Consider the following 17647-nt stretch of genomic DNA (forward strand, 5'->3'; position numbering starts at 1 on the left):
CAATGACCCAGATGGCGCTCGTAATCGATCTGAACGTCTGCGTGGGATGTCACGCGTGCGTGACGAGCTGCAAGGAATGGAACACCTCCGGCGAGGCCGGCAGTCTGGCGGACTTTCGCCCGTACGATGCCGATCCGTCCGGTACGTTCTTCAATCGCGTGCAGACCTATGAAGCCGGTGAATTTCCGCTCACCGATACGATCCATTTTCCGAAATCGTGTCTGCACTGCGAGGACCCGCCGTGCGTGCCCGTCTGTCCGACCGGCGCGAGCTATAAGCGCAAGGAAGACGGGCTCGTGCTGGTGGACTTCGACAAATGCATCGGCTGCAAATATTGCGCGTGGGCGTGTCCTTACGGCGCGCGCGAGCTCGATGAAGAGCGCAAGGAGATGACCAAGTGCACGTTGTGCGCGGATCGTATCCATAACGAGGCGCTGCCGGAGCGCGATCGGAAGCCGGCTTGTGTGCTGGCGTGTCCGACTTCGGCACGGCTGTTTGGCGATATTCACGATCCGGAGTCGGTCGTGTCGCAGGCGATTCGCGAGCGCGGCGGGTATCAGCTGATGCCGGAGTGGGAGACGAAGCCTGCGAACCATTATTTGCCGCGTCAGAAGACGACGGGGTGTGGGGGTGAGTCGTGTTCGTGCAAGTCAGGGGAGGTGGCGGAGGCTGCGATTGAGGATGCAGGGAGTGCGTCTGCTGCTCCTGCCGCACCTGCTGTTTCTTCCGCTGCGGCGCGCGCCAGCTCCGCTGAGGACGGCGCGCCTCTTCTCCAGGGACAACTCCACGCTGGACGCCGCGGCCCTGTCGCCGGCATGCTGGACCGCGTATTCAACATTCTGAGTCTTGGGAGAGGCGCATGAAGCCCGCATTTTCAGTGGTGTTTCTGACCACGCTGAGCGGCGCCGGACAAGGTCTGCTGATTGCGCTGTTCGGGGTAGAAGTGGCCGCGCGGCTTGGGATGATCGCAGCCGCTGATGCGCCGCCCCAGACGTTCTTCGTGCTCGGTGCAGCGCTGGTGGTCGTGCTTGGCGCCTTGGGATTGCTGGCTTCGTTCTTCCACCTCGGTCATCCGGAACGCGCATGGCGCGCTATTGCGATGTGGCGTACTTCATGGCTTTCGCGCGAGTGTCTGGCGCTGCCGGTGTTTCTCGCGTGCGCCTTTGCGTATGGTATTGCGCATTGGTTTGGCTCGCCGTGGTCGCTGGAATTCGGTGCACTCGGGGTGTTGTCCAGCGCCGTGCTGTTCGTGTGCACGTCGATGATTTACGCGTGCCTGCGTTTCCTTCAGGAATGGGCCACGCCACTGACGATGGTCAACTTCGTACTGCTTGGCTGCGCGTCGGGCTTTACATTCGCTACGGCCAGCGCTGCTTGGCTCGCGCCGTCACTGGTCGGTGGACTTGCGCTATGTGCGGCTGTGCTGACGCTAGCAGGCTGTGCGAGTCGCATCGCCGCACTGATGCGCAATGCGCGCTTGCGACCCAAATCAACGGTGCAAAGCGCGACCGGCATCAAGTCGCCGACACTCGTACAGAAGTCGCGCGGCTTCACGGCAGGTGCGTTTAATCTGCGCGAGTTCTTTCACGGGAAAACGCCGCAGACGTTGCAACGTATCAAATGGACCTTCCTGGTGGGGGCGTTTGCGGTGCCTGTGGTGCTAATCGCGGTTGGCGGCAGTGTGTCGTCGATCGCGGATTCGCTCTGGCTGCTGTGTGCCGCGTGCGTGGTGCAGTATGCGGGGCTAGTCGCAGAGCGCTGGTTCTTCTTCGCGGAAGCACGCCATCCGCAGAATCTTTATTATCGTCAGGCTTCCTGAATGTATCGGGAGGCGTTGGTTTCCAATAAACCCGCGTCGTCTTCCACCGTCTGCTTGCGATCTTGATCGCAGGCAGACGGCAAAAACCCACCTCACTCAGCGCGCGTTGCCCCCGCCTTCGCACCCGAAGCATCCGCTGCCGGAGCGGCAGACTGTGCTGCAGCCGCACGCGGCGGCGCATTCTTCACGTAGCGATCGAACCAGCGCTGCATCTCATACGCGAGCTGCTCGTTCGATTCCAGCGCCGTGTACCAGTGTGGCTCGTGCGGCAGCATCACGAGCCGCGTCGTGCCGCCGTTGCCGCGCAGCGCCTCATACAGCAGCGTCGCTTGCAACGGCGTCGTGCCCGGATTGGCATCGTCCTCGCCATGCACAATCAGGAGCGGCGTCTTCAGCTTGTCTGCGTAGAAGAACGGCGACACCTTCAGATAGACATCCTGCGCCTGCCATACCGAGCGTCGCTCGTTCTGGAAGCCGAACGGCGTCAACGTCTTGTTATACGAACCGCTCGTCGCCACGCCTGCGCGGAACAGATCGGAATGCGCGAGCAGATTGGCGGTCATCAGCGCACCGTGACTGTGGCCGGTGACGCCGATGCGGTCCGGATCGACTACACCCAGCCTTACCGCTTCATCGACGGCAGCCTTGGCGTCGGCGACGAGCTGCTCGTTGTAGGTGTCGTAGGCGCGCTTCGGGTCGCCGATGACGGGGAACGACACGTTGTCGATGATCGCGTAGCCCGCGAGCAGCATCAACCGGTAGTCCCTCAGCCGCGTGAAGGTCTGTTCGGAGCCGCTGACCTGGCCCGCCGTTGCCGCGTCGGCGTAGTCGAGCGGATAGGCGTACAGGATCGCCGGCACGCGAGTGCCCTCCTGATAGCCGGGCGGCGTGTACAGCGTGAACGACAGGTCGAGCCCGTCCGCACGCTTATATCTCACGAGACGCTTCTTGATCTGGCGCACGACCGGTGTCGGATCGGCGAGGTGCGTGAGCGCGGTCGAGCTCGATGCATAGCGCGCTTCGCCCTCCGGCGCATCGCCGACCTGGGCTCCGAGAGTACGGACAAACAGGTTCGGCGGATCGTTCGGCGTCTGATGCCACGTCAGGAACGACTGGGTACCGTCGCCGGTGAACGCGACGAACCGCTCGAGCGCTGCCTTGTCACTGCGGAACAGACGCTCGGTCTTGAGCGTCGTGAGATCGAGCCGGTCGAGGAATGGCCGGTTGCCGGCCGGCGACGCGCCGTCGCCGTCGAGGAAGATCGCGCCGTTCTCGACCCGGACCACCCGGAAGCCGTTCGGCAGTGGTTTGGTCACCGGCGTGCCGGGATCGGCGTATAGCTCGTCGCTCGACATGTCCCACAGCGGATGTTGCGTCACCTGCGGTGCGTCGACGTCGACCATGAAGGTCCGTTGCCAATGGCGGTTGTGGTCGTACTCGGAGAGCAGTTCGAGATCCGGCTGCGAGGTCCACGCAACGCCGGCATAGCGTTGATGCAGCCGCGTCACTTCACGCGGCGCCGCGTCGAACGGTGCCTTGAGCATCATCACCTTGTCGCGCTCCGGCACGTCGACGTTCCAGTCGCCACCGTCGAGCGCTTCGGCCCAGATCAGCGTGGCCGGTTCGGTCGGCCGCCACGAAAAACTGCGCGGCCCGAGCGGCACACCGGCAACTGGAACGCGGTCCGCCAGGGGGCGCGACGTGATCAGACGCGTCGCGATGTGCGCGCGATTCGAAATGTCCCATACCGTGTAATCGTGCGGAAAGCGTTCGGCGGTCGTCACGTACGAATAGGGCCGCTGGATCGTCGTCACCAGCAGATGACGTCCGTCCGGCGCGGGCGCGAGGCCGTCATACAGCGCGGGCGCGCCAAGCGGCGTGACCTTGCCCGTGCCGGCGTCGACGAGCGCAAGCTGCGAGCTTGCGTAGTAGTCGAACTGCGCTTCGTCGCTGGCGCTGTTCAGCGTGTCGCGTGCCTCGTAAGTGCTGCTTTGGCCGCGCCGGCCGTCGGATTCCTGGATGCTCGGGCTCTCCGCTGCTTCGGCGGCGGTGGGCGCCGGCCCGCTGTGCGCAGGCACCAGCTTCACAAGCAGGGTTGTCTGGTCAGGCATCCAGTTCAGTTCGTCGCCGAACATCGGGTTGAGCTGGACGCCGGGAATGCGGTGAACCGCGCCCGTGACACCGTCGCCGACCCACAGATCGACTGAATGCGCCGTCACGTTTTCGAACGCGAAGCGCTTGCCGTCGACGCTCCAGTGCGGACGGGTCGCGCAGACGCCTGCCGGCAACGCGACCGGTCGCGCGACGCTGTCCGCGAACTGAACCAGGTCGAAGTGCGTCGCGCACGCCGGAATGCCGTAGCCGCCCGGCGTGTCGTGCCGGCTGCGGTTCGCGGGTTCGACGCGCACGCCTGCGAGACGCAGGTACGGCGTCGCCACCCGCGCGATGGACGGATATTCCTGATAGGTAACCAGCAGCGCCCGGTCGGTACTCGGCGCCACGACTGGCATGGGCAGAGACGGCGCCAGCATCACGTCGAGGATCGCTTTGGAAGGCTGGCTGTAGCCGGAGACGGCGGGCTGTGCCGCGGCCGGTATCGTTGCTGCTGGGGTCTGCTGCGCGAATGCGCTTTGGGCATAAACCGACACGACCAGCGCGGCCGTGGCGAGACGGAAAATCACGGAAGGATAGGGCATCGTCTGCGTAACAGGTTTCGGGGGTGAAGTCGTTCGATGAAACGGGAACGCGCAGTATTGCATGCCCAGCGGCCGAGAATGTGGCCCGCGTGCGCGCGCCCTGGCGGAAGCGTTTGGTAAGATCCGGCTTTATACCCGTCCGATGCCGTCATGCTTGCACTCAAGCTCACGCTGGTCCCCGCTTTTCTGTTAATCGTCTCGATGTCGGGCAAGTGGTGGGGGCCATCCATCGCGGGTTGGCTGGCAGGACTGCCGGTCGTAGCGGGCCCGATCCTCTTTCTGCTGGTTCTTGCACACGGCCCGTTATTCGGCGCGCATGCGGCCACGCTCTCGCTGTCCGCCATCCTCGCTTCCGAAGCGTTCAATTTTGCCTATGCATGGACCTGCCGCTCGCGTGCCTGGCCGTGGGCGTTAGCGGCGGGGCTCCTCACCTGGCTGGCGGCGGCTTCTGCTCTCTCGTACTTGCCCGCCTCGCCAATGTGGGCGCTCGGCGTTGCGCTGGCGGCCACGCTGTTCGGACAGTCGTTTCTGCCGCGCAGTGTCGCCGTTGCAGCCGGCGCGCCGCTGACGCGCACCGATCTCATCAGTCGCATGCTGGCGGGGATGGCGCTCACGCTACTGGTGACGTCTGTGTCGGCGCGCGTCGGCCCCACATGGAGCGGCCTGCTCGCGGTGTTTCCATTGCTGGGGATCGTGCTGTCGGTATCGTCGCAGCGCGCTCATGGCGCGGATTTTGTCGTTTCGTTGCTGCGCGGGATGGTGTTGGGACGCTTCGCTTTCGCTGCGTTCTGCCTGTTCCTAGTGTGGATGCTGCCGCATCAGGCGCCGCTGCTTACGTTTGCTGAAGGGGCCTTGCTTGCGATGTGCGTGCAATGGGGCACCCGGCGTTTGACACGCGCAAGCCGGGTGCCCGCCAAGGCACCGGAAGCCATGGCGGCGGAGTAGGCAGGTACCGCTACTGCGATGCGCCCGACAGCGCGGTCTGTATTTGCGCAGTGCCCGCCGCGGCGCAACGTTCGTCGTCGGTGCTGAGCGGTGACCCGCTCACGCCGATTGCGCCGAGCACCTCGTTGCCGCTTTTGATCAACACACTCCCCGGGACGAACAGGAGCTCGGTCGATCCGGCGCCTACGTTGGCGTGGTGATGACGCCGCCTTGCGTCAACCTGCCGAAGGGCACCTCGGTCTGCGTCTGGTCGTTCATTCGAAAGTTGCATGATCTGTAATCCTAATTAGAGAACTGACAAGCACTTTGAATGGTGGGACCGGCCTATGTGGTAACGGACATTTGCGTTCCGGGCGATCAGGGCCGCTGAGCCTGCTCTGGATAGCCGTGTGCTTCGTGCATGCGTCTCTGCGCGGCCAGGAACGGCTCGAAGTATTCGGCGCGCTCCGGCGTCCCGCCCGCGACCTCGTTGATCTCTCGAATGCCGATCGTCTGCCCGCTCGCACCCCAGTTGCCGTCCGGCACTTCATGGATCAACACCCAGTCGCCGCCGCGCTGCGGAAACGTGCCGTCGACATCAAGAGTGCGGGCAACGATGGCGTTGATCTGTCCATGCAAGGCGGTTTTGTCCACCTGCCGGGCAGCGCCGAGCGGGTACACCACGTCGAAGAGAAAGCGGCCGCCTTTGGGCGGATCGAGATCGGGCTTGCCGCCGACGTACCACGAGGTCCGCGCGTCGACCTCGTCGAACAGCACATAGGCGACCGCACGGCCGGCGGGCGTATCTGCGCCGACTTCCGCCACGAGGATGGCGGCAGTGAGTTCCTCGGCAAGCTGGGCTTTCTGCGCAGTGGTGAACGCGCCGCGTTGGTGGGTGATGCGTAGCAAAGGCATATGAGTCTCCTCAGAGAACACGCCGGCGGTTGCCAGCGCTTCTCCAGTAAATTATATTGGGATCGTAATTTAATCAAGAATTATGTGACGATCGTCATGTAAAAGGAGAACTGGATGGCGCGCTATGCCCGAGGGCACAAGGAAGAAAGCCGTGCCCGGATCGTCGAGGCGGTTGGACGCGGGTTTCGCAAGCAAGGCTACGGTGGGGTCGGCGTGGACGGCCTGGCGCGCGAAGCGGGGGTAACCCACGGCGCGTTCTATGGCCATTTCCGCTCCAAGGCGGAAGCCTTCGGCGCGGCGGTGGCAGAGGGGTTGCGCGAACTGCGGCAGGCGGTGGAAGGCTTGCGCGCCGAGCACGGCAAGGGCTGGCTTCGAACGTTTGCTGCGTTTTACATGGGATACAAGCGGACTTGCGATCTGGGAGACGCCTGCACGCTGCCGAGCCTGTCCGTGGAAATCGAGCGGGCCGACCCAGCGTCGCGCGCTGCCTACGAAACCGAACTGCAAGGGGTGATGAAAGCGGTCGCCGCGGGTTTGCGGGAAGGCACGGATGCCGAGCGTGAGGCGCGTGCCTGGGTGCTACTGTCGCTGCTGGCCGGAGGCGTCACGCTGGCCCGTGCGGTGCCCACCGAGGCAACCAGCGAACAGATTGCCGCCGCGGTTCAGCAGGCGGTCGAAGTCATCGCGGGAGGCGGCTGATTCCCGGCTGGGCAAGGTGCAGCACATCGTAGACGTCGCCGCTGCGGGCCGCATCGGCCGGCGCCGACGAGACAGTGAAGCGGATCAGGCGCCAGGCATCCAGATAGAATGCCGACCACACTGCGACCGTATCGGGACGGGCCGCGATCTCCCGATTGAGTTCGATCTCCGCGGCGTGCAACGCCTTGCGATCCGTCGCTGCACTCACCGCACCTTCCTCGCGGTAGATCGATAGCGCCTGCTGCGCGCTGCCGCGCCGCGCGTCCAGCGGCAACCACGTCTCGATCTGCGGACGGCCGAACGCATCGATGACCGCCTGGAAACGCTCACCCATCAGAAAACGGACGGCCGCATCCGGGTCCGACCAAAGGTATACGGAGGCGTAGACGTTGCCCGTCGCGCCATTGCGGTTGCGTTCCTGCAGCGCGAACGCCTTGCAGATCAAGCCTTCTGTGTCGTCCCAAAGCGGGCCGCGCGTGGCCGCGCGCTCGCGGATGATCTGCGTGTCGTAGTCGGCGGGCAAGCGGTGTGAATACTGCATCGCGAACATGCTGCTCTCCCTAAAGTGATGGAACGGTGCCCAGTTTGCACCGGCATGGGCTTGCAGTGAAGACCGGCAGCGAGATAGCTGTCATGACGAAAGGAAATCACGCAGCTGTGTGTGTTTTCCGTTTGTGCGCCAGATTCGACACTGTGGTTTACCCCCCGTCCATCTTCACGCAGCCGCCTGCTGGCGTGCTCATATCGGCCCGCTGAATCCGGCAATAGCGCTCGCGCGTATTGCGCCGCCGCCGGCCGAGGACTATTTTTCGACAGCCGCTAAAACGCGAGATGAAAGGGCTGCGGCACGCGGCCGCCCAGGTTTGCCCGCTCATTTCGCACGACGACATTCAAGGAGACAAGCTGTGCTTCCCGCATCCCTGCCGATCAACGTCGGCAATACGGCCTTCATGCTGCTGTGCGCGAGCCTCGTCATGCTCATGACGCCTGGCCTCGCGTTCTTCTACGGCGGTCTGGTCGAACGCAAGAATGTGCTGTCGATCATGATGCAAAGTTTCATTTCGCTTGCATGGACGACCGTCCTCTGGTTCGCGTTCGGTTACTCGATGTGCTTCGGGCCGACGTGGCACGGCATCATCGGCGACCCGACTTATTATGCATTCCTGCATGGTGTGACGTTGCAGACGATGTACACGGGCAACGATGCGGGCATTCCGCTCGTCGTTCACATCGCGTATCAGATGATGTTCGCCATCATCACGCCGGCGCTGATCACCGGCGCCTTTACGAATCGCGTGACCTTCAAGGCGTATTTTCTGTTCCTCACGGGCTGGCTCGTGCTGGTGTACTTCCCGTTCGTGCACATGGTCTGGAGTCCGGAAGGACTGTTTGCGAAGTGGGGCGTGCTCGACTACGCCGGTGGGATCGTGGTGCACAACACGGCCGGGTTTGCCGCGCTAGCTTCGGTGCTGTACGTGGGACGCCGCCATGTGATGTCGCACAAGCCGCATAACGTGCCGCTGATCGCACTGGGCACGGGTCTGCTGTGGTTCGGCTGGTACGGCTTTAACGCCGGCTCCGAGTTGCGTGTCGATGCGATCACGGCTTCGTCCTTTCTGAACACCGATATTGCAGCATCGTTTGCGGCTGTCACGTGGCTGCTGATCGAATGGCTCAACGCGCGGCAACCCAAGTTTGTCGGCCTGTTGACCGGCTCAGTAGCGGGCCTCGCGACCATCACACCCGCAGCGGGCTATGTATCGCTGAGCACGGCCGCGGTGATCGGGATTGCGGCTGGTCTGATCTGCTATTACGCGGTTGCGCTCAAAAACCGCCTTGGTCTCGACGATGCGCTCGACGTATGGGGTGTGCACGGCGTGGGAGGGTTGATCGGCACGGTGCTGCTCGGCGTGTTTGCGTCGAAGGCGTGGAATCCCAATGGCGCGGATGGTCTGTTGCTCGGCGGCGGAGCGTTCTTCGTCAAGCAGTGCGTCGCGGTGATCGTCTCCGGCGTGTGGGCCTTTGTGTTCACGTGGGCGATGCTGTGGCTGATCGATCGCGTGACGGCGGTCAAGCTCGACGCGGCTGCGGAGCAACGCGGCCTCGACACCGCATTGCATGGCGAGGTGGCGTATCTGGATGCGTGAGCGGTACCGACTCGCCTGACTCCCTCAGGCTCGCAAGTTGCGCCGGTAGATCTGGCCTGATTGGGCCGCTACCGGCGCTTTTGTTTTTACTTCACCGCAACGCTTCGCGTAACGCTCACCGGCCATTTCACCCCTTCCAGCCATCCCCGCATAAAACAACATTTCCAACATTTCCAACATTTTTATCTTGACACCCGGTTTTTGATTTGTGGAAATGGCGCCATCGCTGCAACACTTGGCTGCCAGGGGTTTTAATGTCGGACGATACGGAAGTGACCGCCATGCCGTGCGTGGTTGACGCCGCCAGGCAGATCAGAGCAGGCGCCCTGACGCCGGTCGAGCTGCTGGAGGCAAGCCTCGCAGCCATTAAAACCCACAATTCCACATTGCACGCCTTTGGCGACGTCTACACCGAAGCAGCGCGCGACTACGCGGAAACGCTCACCGGGGAAGCCGCGGCCGGGCGGTTCCGCGGTCCGCTGCACGGCATTCCGTTCGGCATCAAGGATCTGTTTTCGACGCAGGGGCTGCGCACCACGCGCGGCTCGCTCACGGCGCTTGACCAGGTACCGCAACAGGATGCGCCGATCATCGCAAGACTCAAGGCGGCCGGCGCCATCATGGTCGGCAAGACCGCGACCACCGAGTTCGGCTGGACGGGCTCAAGCATTTCGCGCGTATTCGGCAATGGACGCAATCCATGGAATCCTGCGCTGACCAGCGGCGGTTCGAGTTCCGGCTCGGCGATCGCTGTCGCTGCCCGGATGGTTCCGGCAACGCTAGGCTCGGATGGCGGCGGTTCGGTGCGAATTCCAGGCTCCTTTTGCGGCGTGTTCGCGTTGAAGGGCACGCTCGGACGCATTCCCACCTGGCCGTGGTCGGCCACCGAAATGCTGAGCCACGCGGGTCCGATTACCCGCACGGTGCGCGACAGCGCGCTGTTATTCGACATCCTCTCTGGTCCGGACCCGCTCGATCATCAGGCATTGCCAGCGCCAGCCGAATCGTTCTACGCACGCTGCGACGAACCGCTGCGGCCGTTGCGGCTCGCCTGGTGTCCAACGCTATTCGGCACGCCCGTCGATACGCAGGTGGCAAAGGCGGTGGGCGATGCAGTGCGCCTGATCGCCGGGCAACTGCCCGTGACGGTGGAAGAGAAAGTGTTGCCCTGGCAAGACCCGCTGCCTGTCTTCGAAGCGCTGTGGGCAGGCGGACGCGGCATTGCCTATGGAAAATCGCTGGGACAGCAGATGGACCGGCTGGACCCGGGCTTTGCCGCACTCATCGAGCGTGCGAAAGACTTCAGTCTGGCGAGCTATCTCGCGGCGATGCAGCAACGTGCGGCATTCGCGAGTCAGGTCCACACGTTGTTCGAACAGTACGATCTGCTGATTACGCCGACGGTGCCGATTCTCCCGTTCGACGCCGACAGCACCGCACCGCCTCAATATCCCGCGGCGGATAGCAGCCCGGTTCCCTGGGCCCGTTGGACGCCGTTTACTTATCCATTCAACCTCTCGGGCAACCCCGCTGCTAACCTGCCATGTGGCTGGAGCAAGAGTGGGCTGCCGATTGGTTTGCAGGTTGTCGGGCCACGCTTCGCGGATGCGGACGTGTTGCAGTTCTGCGCCGCTTTCGAGGCGATCGCGCCATGGGACCAACGACTGCCCGCCATGCTCTCGGGCTGAAGCGTCGCGCACGCCGCACGAGGCGTCGCGACGTAGGCCTGGACTCAAACCCTTTTTCGGCACATCGGGTGCCACGGAAACTTTGCACTATGCTCAACCAGCCAAGGCTCGATGAAATCGTGCGGCTTCTCAGTCAGCAGCAGCGCGTTAAATCGATTGATCTGGCCACGTCCTTCGGAGTATCCGAGGAGACGATTCGCCGTGATTTCAAGTTTCTCGAAGGTCAGGGGAAACTGCGCCGCGTGCATGGCGGCGCCATTCTGCCGCGGCTCAATGAGGAACAGCCGCTGCAGGTACGCAATCGCATCAAGACGCAGGCCAAGGTCGCGCTCGCCGGTTGTGCCATGCAGATCGTCCAGGAGGGCATGGCCGTGTTTCTGGATACCGGCACGACCACGCTGGCGCTCGCGCAACGGTTGACGTCGTTTGCGAACCTGAAGGTGGTGACCAACTCACTCGATATCGCCCAGCTTCTGACGCACCAGAGCGACAACCAGGTGCTGGTGACGCCCGGCGATGTGCGCCGGAACGACAATGCTCTGATCGGTCCGCACACGCTTGAATTTGCCCGCCAGTTTCACTACGACATTGCATTCATGGGAATAGGCGGTATCGATCTTGAACTGGGTCTGATGGACTACGAAGAATCGGAGGCGCTGCTGCGCAGAGCGCTTGTGAAGCATTGCGTGCGCAGCGTGATTCTCGCGGACGACGGCAAGTTCGGCCACCGCACCTTCATCAATACTTTGCCCTTCAGCGCGATCAGCACACTCGTGACGAATCGCCCTTTATCCGACGAGTTCGCAACCCACATGGAGCACGACGATGTCGACGTTCTCCACCCCTGAGTTGCTGCTTCCGGACGAGGCGGATCTGGCCGGGTTCGCCGCCCTGTTCGAGGAAAGCTCGTTGATCGGCGCGACGGCCGGTGGCGGTCTGCATCGGCTTGCGGCATCGGAAGAGGACGGCCGCGTGCGCGACCTCTTCTGCAACTGGCTGAAGGAGCGCGGCTTCGACGTGCGGGTCGATGCGGTTGGCAATATCTTCGGACTATTGACCTTCGACGAACACGCGCCGTATGTGCTGTGCGGCTCGCATCTCGACAGTCAGCCCAGCGCGGGCCGCTTCGACGGCGTCTATGGCGTGCTGGCCGCAGCGGTGGCGATCGCGAGTCTCGCGCGGCAGATCCGCCAGCGCGGCGAACGGCCCGCCTGCAATTTATGCGTGGTCAACTGGACCAACGAGGAGGGCGCACGATTCCAGCCCAGTCTGACCGGCAGCAGCGTCTACACGGGGGCGATGACGCTTGGGCAGGCGCTCGCCTGCCGGGACGAACGAGACATTTCGTTGCAGGCGGCTCTCGAGAAGATCGGCTATTGCGGCGACTGGGTGCCTGACATCCGTGTCGCGGCGTATGTGGAAACGCACGTCGAACAGGGCTCGGGGCTCGAGAGCAGCAAGCTTGCGATCGGCGTGGTGCGCGAGACCTGGGCCGCGCTCAAATGGCGGGTGCGTTTCGACGGCGAACAGAACCATACGGGTCCGACTCCCATGGCGCAGCGGCGCGACGCGCTGCTGGCCGCGGCACACGCGGTCGTAGCGGTGCGCGCCGCAGCCGAACCGCATGGATTGGCCATGCACAGTTCAGTCGGACGGCTCGATGTGTATCCGAACTCGCCGAATGTCGTCGCGTCGCGGGCCACACTGCTGATCGAGTTTCGCTCGCAGTCGGTCGAACGCCTGCAGGAAACGGCGGAGCAGTTTCAGCTCACGCTCGAGCACATCGCGAAACTGACGGGTACTCGTGTCGATGTCGAGGAGAAACGGCTGCGCTCGCCACTGAAGCTCGACCGTGAATTATCGGACCTCGCTCACGATACCGCGGCCCAGTTGGACCTGCCCGTGGGCAACAGCGTGACGGTGGCGGGACACGACGCGATCAGCATGAGTCACGTCTATCCCACCTGCCTGATCTTTGTGCCGAGCAGCAACGGGGTATCGCACAACGAAGCTGAATTTACTGCCGAGCAGGATCTGCGAAACGGCTTGCGTGTGTTGACCGCGCTGCTGTATCGCATCTGCACCCAACCACCCGTCCGACGCTAAGGAACTGCTGTGGACACGCACACTGCCGAATCGCGGCGACTACTCGAGGCTCTGCACGCGGCTGGCTTCTCAGGCACGCTTACGCTTGAAGCGGGCACCGCTGCGATTGCTTCGCCCATGCGTCTGGCAACGGAGTGGGCGGGCTTTACTGTCAGCACCGGGGATCGGCGTTACTACGCGAAAGTGCTCTACGACGACATGAGTCCGCTGATCGACGTCACGCGCAGCGGGCGGGCCAGCGGCTGTGCGGCCGAAGCGGGCGCAGCGCCGGGTGTGCGGCTCGTCGACGCGCAGCGTGGCGTCCTATTGTTCGACGCGCTTCCTCGCCCCGGGTGGAAATGGGCACGCGTCGATGATCTGACCGCCCCGGATCGCCTGCAAGCGCTGTGGGCGCTCAAGCGCAAGGTCCATCGAGGACCCGTGCCTGATTTTCTACGCTCGCCGCGCGAGGACATTCAGCGGCTGCGGGCGTTGTGCGAGCGTGACGAGGTCTCGCTGCCTGCAGATGCCGCGTGGCTCGATGAGTGTGTCGATCTTGCCTGCGCGGCCTTGCAATCCGGCGAAACGCAACATGTGCCGATTCACGGCGATGGCATTGCCAGCAATGTCATGATCGGACCGCAGGGGCAACTGAGCCTGATCGACTTCGACCGCGGCGGGTGCTTCGACCCGTGGTACGACGTGGCGACGACGCTCAACGACCTGTTTCAGTTCGAAGATGAGTGGCGCGCGGGCATCGCGGCTTGGGCGGGCCGCTGCGAGGAGGCCGATTATGCGCGCTGCCGCCTGTACGCACTGGTCGACGACTGGCTCTGCACGCTATCGGCAAGCTGGTCTGGCGCCACCTCGGAGCGTCAGGTGGAGTTCACCAAGCTCGGACAATGGACACTGCTGCGTTGCCGGCAAAGCGTGCAGGACGCACGTTTCGAAGCCTGGCTGCGGCAACTTCATGGAGTCGCATCATGAAGCGGTTAGGACAGGCTACGACCGCCGGGGAACACCAGATCGAGGCGGCGCTCAAGGCTATTCCTGCCTGGCGCAGCCTGACGGTCGACTATGCGCCGGTGGGCGGCGGCATTTCTAATGCCAATTGGCGGGTCGAGGTGGAAGGGGCGTCGACGGCCTATTTCGTCAAGGTGCCGGGGCAGGGCACCGAGATGTTCGTCGATCGGCGCACCGCCCACGATGCCAGTCTCAAGGCCGCCAATACGGGTTACGGTGCGCCGGTGTTCGCCTTTCTGGAGGGACTGGGCGTTGAGGTATTCGAGTTCATGGAAGGATGGAAAGCCTCGTCGAACCGCGATTTTCTTGAGCATGACGTACGCCATAACGCGCTGCGTGCGCTCAAGGCGTTCAACGACCAGCCGCCATTGATTCAAACCAAGACAGTGTTCGACATGATCGATGAACACCAGCGGCAGGTTGCCGCCTTGAGCGCGCCCACGCCGCCCGACCATGTCTGGCTGTGCCGGCAGTTCGAGCGCGCACGCACGGCGCTGCAAAGCTCAGGAATCGATCTGAAGCCCTGCATGAACGACACGCTCGCCGGCAATTTCATGTTGAACGATCAGCGAGCGGTTCGGCTCGTCGACTTCGAGTATGCGTCGAACAACGATCCCCATTACGAGCTGGCGCTGTGGTTCGGCGAGATGTTTTTCACACCGGACATGGAGTTGGCCCTGATCGAGGAGTATTTCGGACGCGTGACGCCGCAGACTTTGGCGCGGATCGCGGTCAACAAGGCGTTAGCGGATCTCAAGTGGTCCACGTGGGCCATGGTCCAGCGCGCGGTGTCGCAAATCGACTTCGACTTCTACAAATATGGTGTCTGGAAACACATGCGGGCCCGCTCGATCATGCATGACTCCCGCTGGGAACTCTGGTTGCGACAGGCGTAACCAGCCAGAGCGACCCGTCCGCTCGCAACGCGCCGAAGAAAGCGCACCCGGATGAAGCCTGGAAATCGTTAGCACCTGCGAAGTTGCACCAGTTTTGGCAGTTCAGTTGTTCACTCAAGTCAGCCTGGATTTACGGATGCACCAATCTCATGAATTGTTAGGTATACGAATCACTAAGGCGGTGCGGGCGCACCAGTAAGGACCGCAACGCTCCGCCCTCCGTATGCCAGCAGTCACCTTGTCAATCTGTCACTTGTGCGGAGGTGGAATCGATGAAAGACGCTATCAAAGTAGACCCCCGGTCGACGCGAAGGATCGTGTTCGGCGCGTATTTCCTGCTCTTGCTGGCGATGGCGTTATTCCCGCCGTTCTACCTGAGCGTCAGCGGCAGCGCAGCGCTCGTCGCAGGGATTCCGTTGCCGATCTTTTACTGGGTGAGCAACGCTGTTCTCGCCGGACTGGGTGTGTGGGCGCTCTACATTGTTGAGAGCGTCAACGGTGAACTTCCCGAGGAGGGAAATCCAAATGGTTAAGTTTAGCGGCGGTAGTGATCTCTACATTACCTTCGGGATGATCGGGGTCTTTCTCGTCCTGATGATCGCAGTGCTTTATGCCACCAATCGCAAAAGCACCAGTTTCTCGGACTATGCGGTCGGCGGCCGGTCCTATGGCCCCTGGTTCATCGCGATGAGCTATACGAACTCGTGGTGGCCGGGTTCGACGTTTACCGCGTTCTTCGCGCTTTCAGTGGGTGGCGTGCTGGGTTTCTATGGCATGGTGTACGCCACCCTGGGCGTCACCGCGATGTACCTGATGGCCAATCGCGCCTGGACCTGGGGCAAGCGCTTTAATCTGACCACGCAGCCCGATCTGCTTGGGATGCGCTATAACAGCCCAGCAGTGAAGCGCATTGCTTCGCTGATCGGCATCATCTCGGTGTTCCCATGGGTCGTCATGGGCATCCAGGCGCTGGCAACGCTGTTCCAGTTCGCGAGTTTCGGACAGTGGACGGTGACGAGCTGCCTGATTGCCGGCGTGGTCATCGTTCTGATTCGCCAGTACTGGACTGTGAGCATGGGCATGCGCGGGCTCATCATGACCGACATGTTTCAGGGCATGATTGCCTATGTGCTGTGTGCGGCGCTCTGTCTGGTCCTGCTGTCCGGCGCGCAAACTTCGTACTCCCACCTGTCGCAGTTGCCGCCCAAAATGTTGATCATTCCAGGCGGCACGCACTCGACTTATGGGCCGTGGTACATGTTTAGCCTGATTTTCACGGGCGTGATCGGCTCGATGTGCTGGCCGATGAGTTTCCAGCGCATCTATACGGCAAGCGGTGTGCGCGCAGTCAAGAAGGGCACGTTGCTGACAATGCTGCTGGTGGGCGGGTTCTATTGCATCCTGATGCTCTTCGCGGCTGCCGCGAGCGGCGACCCCAAGGTGGCAGCGGATCCGCAGCACGGCTGGTTCCTGGCGCTCTTCGACGTGGGCGGTCCGTGGATGCTGGCGATTTCGATCGTGATCGTGCTGGCGGCGAGTATCGGCCACGTGGACGGCTGCGTACAGGTATGCGGCACCCAGTTCGCGAACGACCTGGCAACGTGGACGAGGCCACGCAGCGACCGTCAACTGACGGTGCTGGCAAAGGCGGGCATGATCGTGTTCATCGTCGCGGCGGCGGTGCTCGCCTATCTGACGTTCGACTACAGCCGCCTGCAACTGCTGGCGCAGATTTCCTATCAGGGCATCATTCAGCTCGCCGTACCATTGTTCTTCGGCATATTCTCCCGGCGCGGCAACAAGCAAGGGGCGATTGCCGGCATGCTGGTAGGCATCGCGATTGCAATCGTGCTGACCGCGATCTATCCGGACGATGTGCCCTGGCTCGGTTCGCTGACAAGCGGCATTGTCGGCCTGATCGCGAACTTCGCGGTTTTCGTCGGCTTTGCGCTGGCGCTGAAACCGTCTGCTGCCGAAGCGGCGCGAATCCAGGCGCTGTTCGACTCGGTGGAAACGGGCAAGGTCTCGATTCCTGCTGCGACATCCCTGACGACCTGAATCCATTCACTCAAAGGCAATTCGATGGCTTTGGCGATTTTCGATCTTGACGAGACGCTGATCAACGGTGACTGCGCGAGCCTGTGGAGCGAGCGGATGTGCTCGCTCGGCTGGGTGGACCGGGCTTCGTTCATGCGTGAAAACGATGCGCTGATGAGCGCCTATAGCGAGGGCAAACTGGCCATGGAGGATTACATGGCTTTTAGCCTCGCTCCGCTCAAAGGGCGTACGGTCAGCGCGGTGGCGTTGCTCGTCGAGGCATTCGTCGACGAGGTCATCGAGCCGCGCATTTATGGCGATGCGCGGCGTACCGTCGACGGGCACCGCATGCAGGGCGACAGGCTGCTGGTGATCTCCGCCTCCGGTGATCACCTTGTGCGCCCGATCGCGGCGCGGTTGGGGGTCGCCGAGGTGCTTGCGATCGAACTGGCGACGGACAACGGAACGTACACGGGCGGTACGCGCGGCACGCTGACCTATCGCGAGGGCAAGGTCATTCGACTTGACGAGTGGTTGAGCGCCAGCCGCGAAAACCTCGACGGTGCGAGTTTCTACTCCGACTCGCGCAACGACTTGCCGCTGCTGCAGAAGGTGACGAGGCCACACGCGGTGAATCCCGACGCCGCGTTGCGGACTTACGCAGGGCAAGCGGCGTGGCCGATTCTGGCGTGGCGGTGAGAGGTACGCCGTCGCGTCC

General features: G+C 62.9%; 17 protein-coding genes. 13 read left to right on the forward strand and 4 right to left on the reverse strand.

From position 1 onward, the window contains the following. Positions 1 to 2: 2 nt before the first annotated feature. Together P3T17_RS32755 and P3T17_RS32760 are read left to right on the forward strand one after the other, a co-directional pair. Positions 3 to 863, forward strand: coding sequence for a 4Fe-4S dicluster domain-containing protein (locus tag P3T17_RS32755; protein WP_429410941.1), 861 nt, complete (start codon positions 3 to 5; stop codon positions 861 to 863). Further along, complete coding sequence (locus P3T17_RS32760) at positions 860 to 1819, forward strand: dimethyl sulfoxide reductase anchor subunit family protein (RefSeq protein ID WP_429410943.1); 960 nt, start codon at positions 860 to 862, stop codon at positions 1817 to 1819. Before P3T17_RS32755 ends, P3T17_RS32760 begins: the two co-directional genes overlap by 4 nt. A 92-nt stretch (positions 1820 to 1911) precedes the next feature. On the opposite strand, the gene P3T17_RS32765 is transcribed toward P3T17_RS32760, so the two are convergent. Next, positions 1912 to 4515: an alpha/beta hydrolase family protein gene (locus tag P3T17_RS32765; RefSeq protein ID WP_429410945.1), complete on the reverse strand. Its 2604-nt coding sequence runs from the start codon at positions 4513 to 4515 to the stop codon at positions 1912 to 1914. 150 nt (positions 4516 to 4665) lie between these two features. Here P3T17_RS32765 and P3T17_RS32770 point away from each other — a divergent pair, with 150 nt between their 5' ends. After that, complete coding sequence (locus P3T17_RS32770) at positions 4666 to 5460, forward strand: hypothetical protein (protein ID WP_429410947.1); 795 nt, start codon at positions 4666 to 4668, stop codon at positions 5458 to 5460. A gap of 10 nt (positions 5461 to 5470) precedes the next feature. On the opposite strand, the gene P3T17_RS32775 is transcribed toward P3T17_RS32770, so the two are convergent. Both P3T17_RS32775 and P3T17_RS32780 read right to left on the reverse strand, forming a co-directional pair. Next, positions 5471 to 5731, reverse strand: a complete 261-nt coding sequence (locus P3T17_RS32775) for a heme-binding protein (RefSeq protein WP_429410949.1) — start codon at positions 5729 to 5731, stop codon at positions 5471 to 5473. Between the two features lie 86 nt (positions 5732 to 5817). Continuing rightward, positions 5818 to 6354, reverse strand: a complete 537-nt coding sequence (locus P3T17_RS32780) for a tautomerase family protein (protein ID WP_429289002.1) — start codon at positions 6352 to 6354, stop codon at positions 5818 to 5820. A 114-nt stretch (positions 6355 to 6468) separates the two neighbouring features. On the opposite strand from P3T17_RS32780, the gene P3T17_RS32785 reads away from it, so the two are divergent. After that, the gene (locus P3T17_RS32785) at positions 6469 to 7053 is read left to right on the forward strand and encodes a TetR/AcrR family transcriptional regulator (protein WP_429410952.1); all 585 of its coding nucleotides are present in this window, start codon (positions 6469 to 6471) and stop codon (positions 7051 to 7053) included. Here the strand turns inward: P3T17_RS32785 and P3T17_RS32790 are convergent. Then, entirely contained in the window at positions 7034 to 7603 is a 570-nt protein-coding gene (locus P3T17_RS32790; RefSeq protein ID WP_429410954.1) for a DUF4865 family protein, read from the reverse strand. The two genes, P3T17_RS32785 and P3T17_RS32790, sit on opposite strands and share 20 nt — an antisense overlap. A 355-nt stretch (positions 7604 to 7958) precedes the next feature. Here P3T17_RS32790 and P3T17_RS32795 point away from each other — a divergent pair, with 355 nt between their 5' ends. From P3T17_RS32795 to P3T17_RS32835, 9 genes are all read left to right on the forward strand, one after another. Beyond that, positions 7959 to 9200 (forward strand): ammonium transporter, encoded by a 1242-nt coding sequence (locus P3T17_RS32795; protein ID WP_217272842.1) that lies wholly within the window; start codon positions 7959 to 7961, stop codon positions 9198 to 9200. Positions 9201 to 9454: 254 nt separating this feature from the next. Further along, on the forward strand, positions 9455 to 10888 hold the full coding sequence (locus P3T17_RS32800) for an amidase (RefSeq protein WP_429410956.1): 1434 nt from the start codon (positions 9455 to 9457) through the stop codon (positions 10886 to 10888). A gap of 89 nt (positions 10889 to 10977) precedes the next feature. Further along, positions 10978 to 11736, forward strand: coding sequence for a DeoR/GlpR family DNA-binding transcription regulator (locus P3T17_RS32805; RefSeq protein ID WP_429410958.1), 759 nt, complete (start codon positions 10978 to 10980; stop codon positions 11734 to 11736). Next, on the forward strand, positions 11714 to 12994 hold the full coding sequence (locus P3T17_RS32810) for a Zn-dependent hydrolase (protein WP_429410960.1): 1281 nt from the start codon (positions 11714 to 11716) through the stop codon (positions 12992 to 12994). The genes P3T17_RS32805 and P3T17_RS32810 overlap by 23 nt, the downstream gene beginning before the upstream one ends. A gap of 9 nt (positions 12995 to 13003) precedes the next feature. Continuing rightward, positions 13004 to 13960: a phosphotransferase gene (locus tag P3T17_RS32815; RefSeq protein WP_429410962.1), complete on the forward strand. Its 957-nt coding sequence runs from the start codon at positions 13004 to 13006 to the stop codon at positions 13958 to 13960. After that, positions 13957 to 14892: a phosphotransferase gene (locus P3T17_RS32820; RefSeq protein ID WP_429410964.1), complete on the forward strand. Its 936-nt coding sequence runs from the start codon at positions 13957 to 13959 to the stop codon at positions 14890 to 14892. Before P3T17_RS32815 ends, P3T17_RS32820 begins: the two co-directional genes overlap by 4 nt. Before the next feature lie 272 nt (positions 14893 to 15164). Next, positions 15165 to 15425 carry a hypothetical protein gene (locus tag P3T17_RS32825; protein ID WP_074268464.1) on the forward strand — a complete coding sequence of 87 codons (261 nt, stop codon included), beginning with the start codon at positions 15165 to 15167 and terminating at the stop codon, positions 15423 to 15425. Next, positions 15418 to 16950 (forward strand): sodium:solute symporter family protein, encoded by a 1533-nt coding sequence (locus tag P3T17_RS32830; RefSeq protein ID WP_429288994.1) that lies wholly within the window; start codon positions 15418 to 15420, stop codon positions 16948 to 16950. The genes P3T17_RS32825 and P3T17_RS32830 overlap by 8 nt, the downstream gene beginning before the upstream one ends. Before the next feature lie 24 nt (positions 16951 to 16974). Further along, on the forward strand, positions 16975 to 17628 hold the full coding sequence (locus tag P3T17_RS32835; protein ID WP_429410966.1) for an HAD family hydrolase: 654 nt from the start codon (positions 16975 to 16977) through the stop codon (positions 17626 to 17628). Positions 17629 to 17647 lie beyond the last annotated feature (19 nt).

Source organism: Paraburkholderia sp. GAS82 (assembly GCF_050436285.1).
Taxonomy (GTDB): Bacteria; Pseudomonadota; Gammaproteobacteria; order Burkholderiales; family Burkholderiaceae; genus Paraburkholderia; species Paraburkholderia phenazinium_B.

Excerpts from the sequence above, each read along its gene's own strand:
- P3T17_RS32760 (WP_429410943.1), top strand. The coding sequence starts at position 860 with ATGAAGCCCGCATTTTCAGTGGTGTTTCTGACCACGCTGAGCGGCGCC.
- P3T17_RS32785 (WP_429410952.1), top strand. The coding sequence starts at position 6,469 with ATGGCGCGCTATGCCCGAGGGCACAAGGAAGAAAGCCGTGCCCGGATC.
- P3T17_RS32805 (WP_429410958.1), top strand. The coding sequence starts at position 10,978 with ATGCTCAACCAGCCAAGGCTCGATGAAATCGTGCGGCTTCTCAGTCAG.
- P3T17_RS32780 (WP_429289002.1), bottom strand. The coding sequence starts at position 6,354 with ATGCCTTTGCTACGCATCACCCACCAACGCGGCGCGTTCACCACTGCG.
- P3T17_RS32835 (WP_429410966.1), top strand. The coding sequence starts at position 16,975 with ATGGCTTTGGCGATTTTCGATCTTGACGAGACGCTGATCAACGGTGAC.
- P3T17_RS32825 (WP_074268464.1), top strand. The coding sequence starts at position 15,165 with ATGAAAGACGCTATCAAAGTAGACCCCCGGTCGACGCGAAGGATCGTG.
- P3T17_RS32790 (WP_429410954.1), bottom strand. The coding sequence starts at position 7,603 with ATGTTCGCGATGCAGTATTCACACCGCTTGCCCGCCGACTACGACACG.
- P3T17_RS32800 (WP_429410956.1), top strand. The coding sequence starts at position 9,455 with ATGTCGGACGATACGGAAGTGACCGCCATGCCGTGCGTGGTTGACGCC.
- P3T17_RS32820 (WP_429410964.1), top strand. The coding sequence starts at position 13,957 with ATGAAGCGGTTAGGACAGGCTACGACCGCCGGGGAACACCAGATCGAG.
- P3T17_RS32810 (WP_429410960.1), top strand. The coding sequence starts at position 11,714 with ATGTCGACGTTCTCCACCCCTGAGTTGCTGCTTCCGGACGAGGCGGAT.
- P3T17_RS32765 (WP_429410945.1), bottom strand. The coding sequence starts at position 4,515 with ATGCCCTATCCTTCCGTGATTTTCCGTCTCGCCACGGCCGCGCTGGTC.
- P3T17_RS32830 (WP_429288994.1), top strand. The coding sequence starts at position 15,418 with ATGGTTAAGTTTAGCGGCGGTAGTGATCTCTACATTACCTTCGGGATG.
- P3T17_RS32755 (WP_429410941.1), top strand. The coding sequence starts at position 3 with ATGACCCAGATGGCGCTCGTAATCGATCTGAACGTCTGCGTGGGATGT.
- P3T17_RS32770 (WP_429410947.1), top strand. The coding sequence starts at position 4,666 with ATGCTTGCACTCAAGCTCACGCTGGTCCCCGCTTTTCTGTTAATCGTC.
- P3T17_RS32775 (WP_429410949.1), bottom strand. The coding sequence starts at position 5,731 with ATGCAACTTTCGAATGAACGACCAGACGCAGACCGAGGTGCCCTTCGG.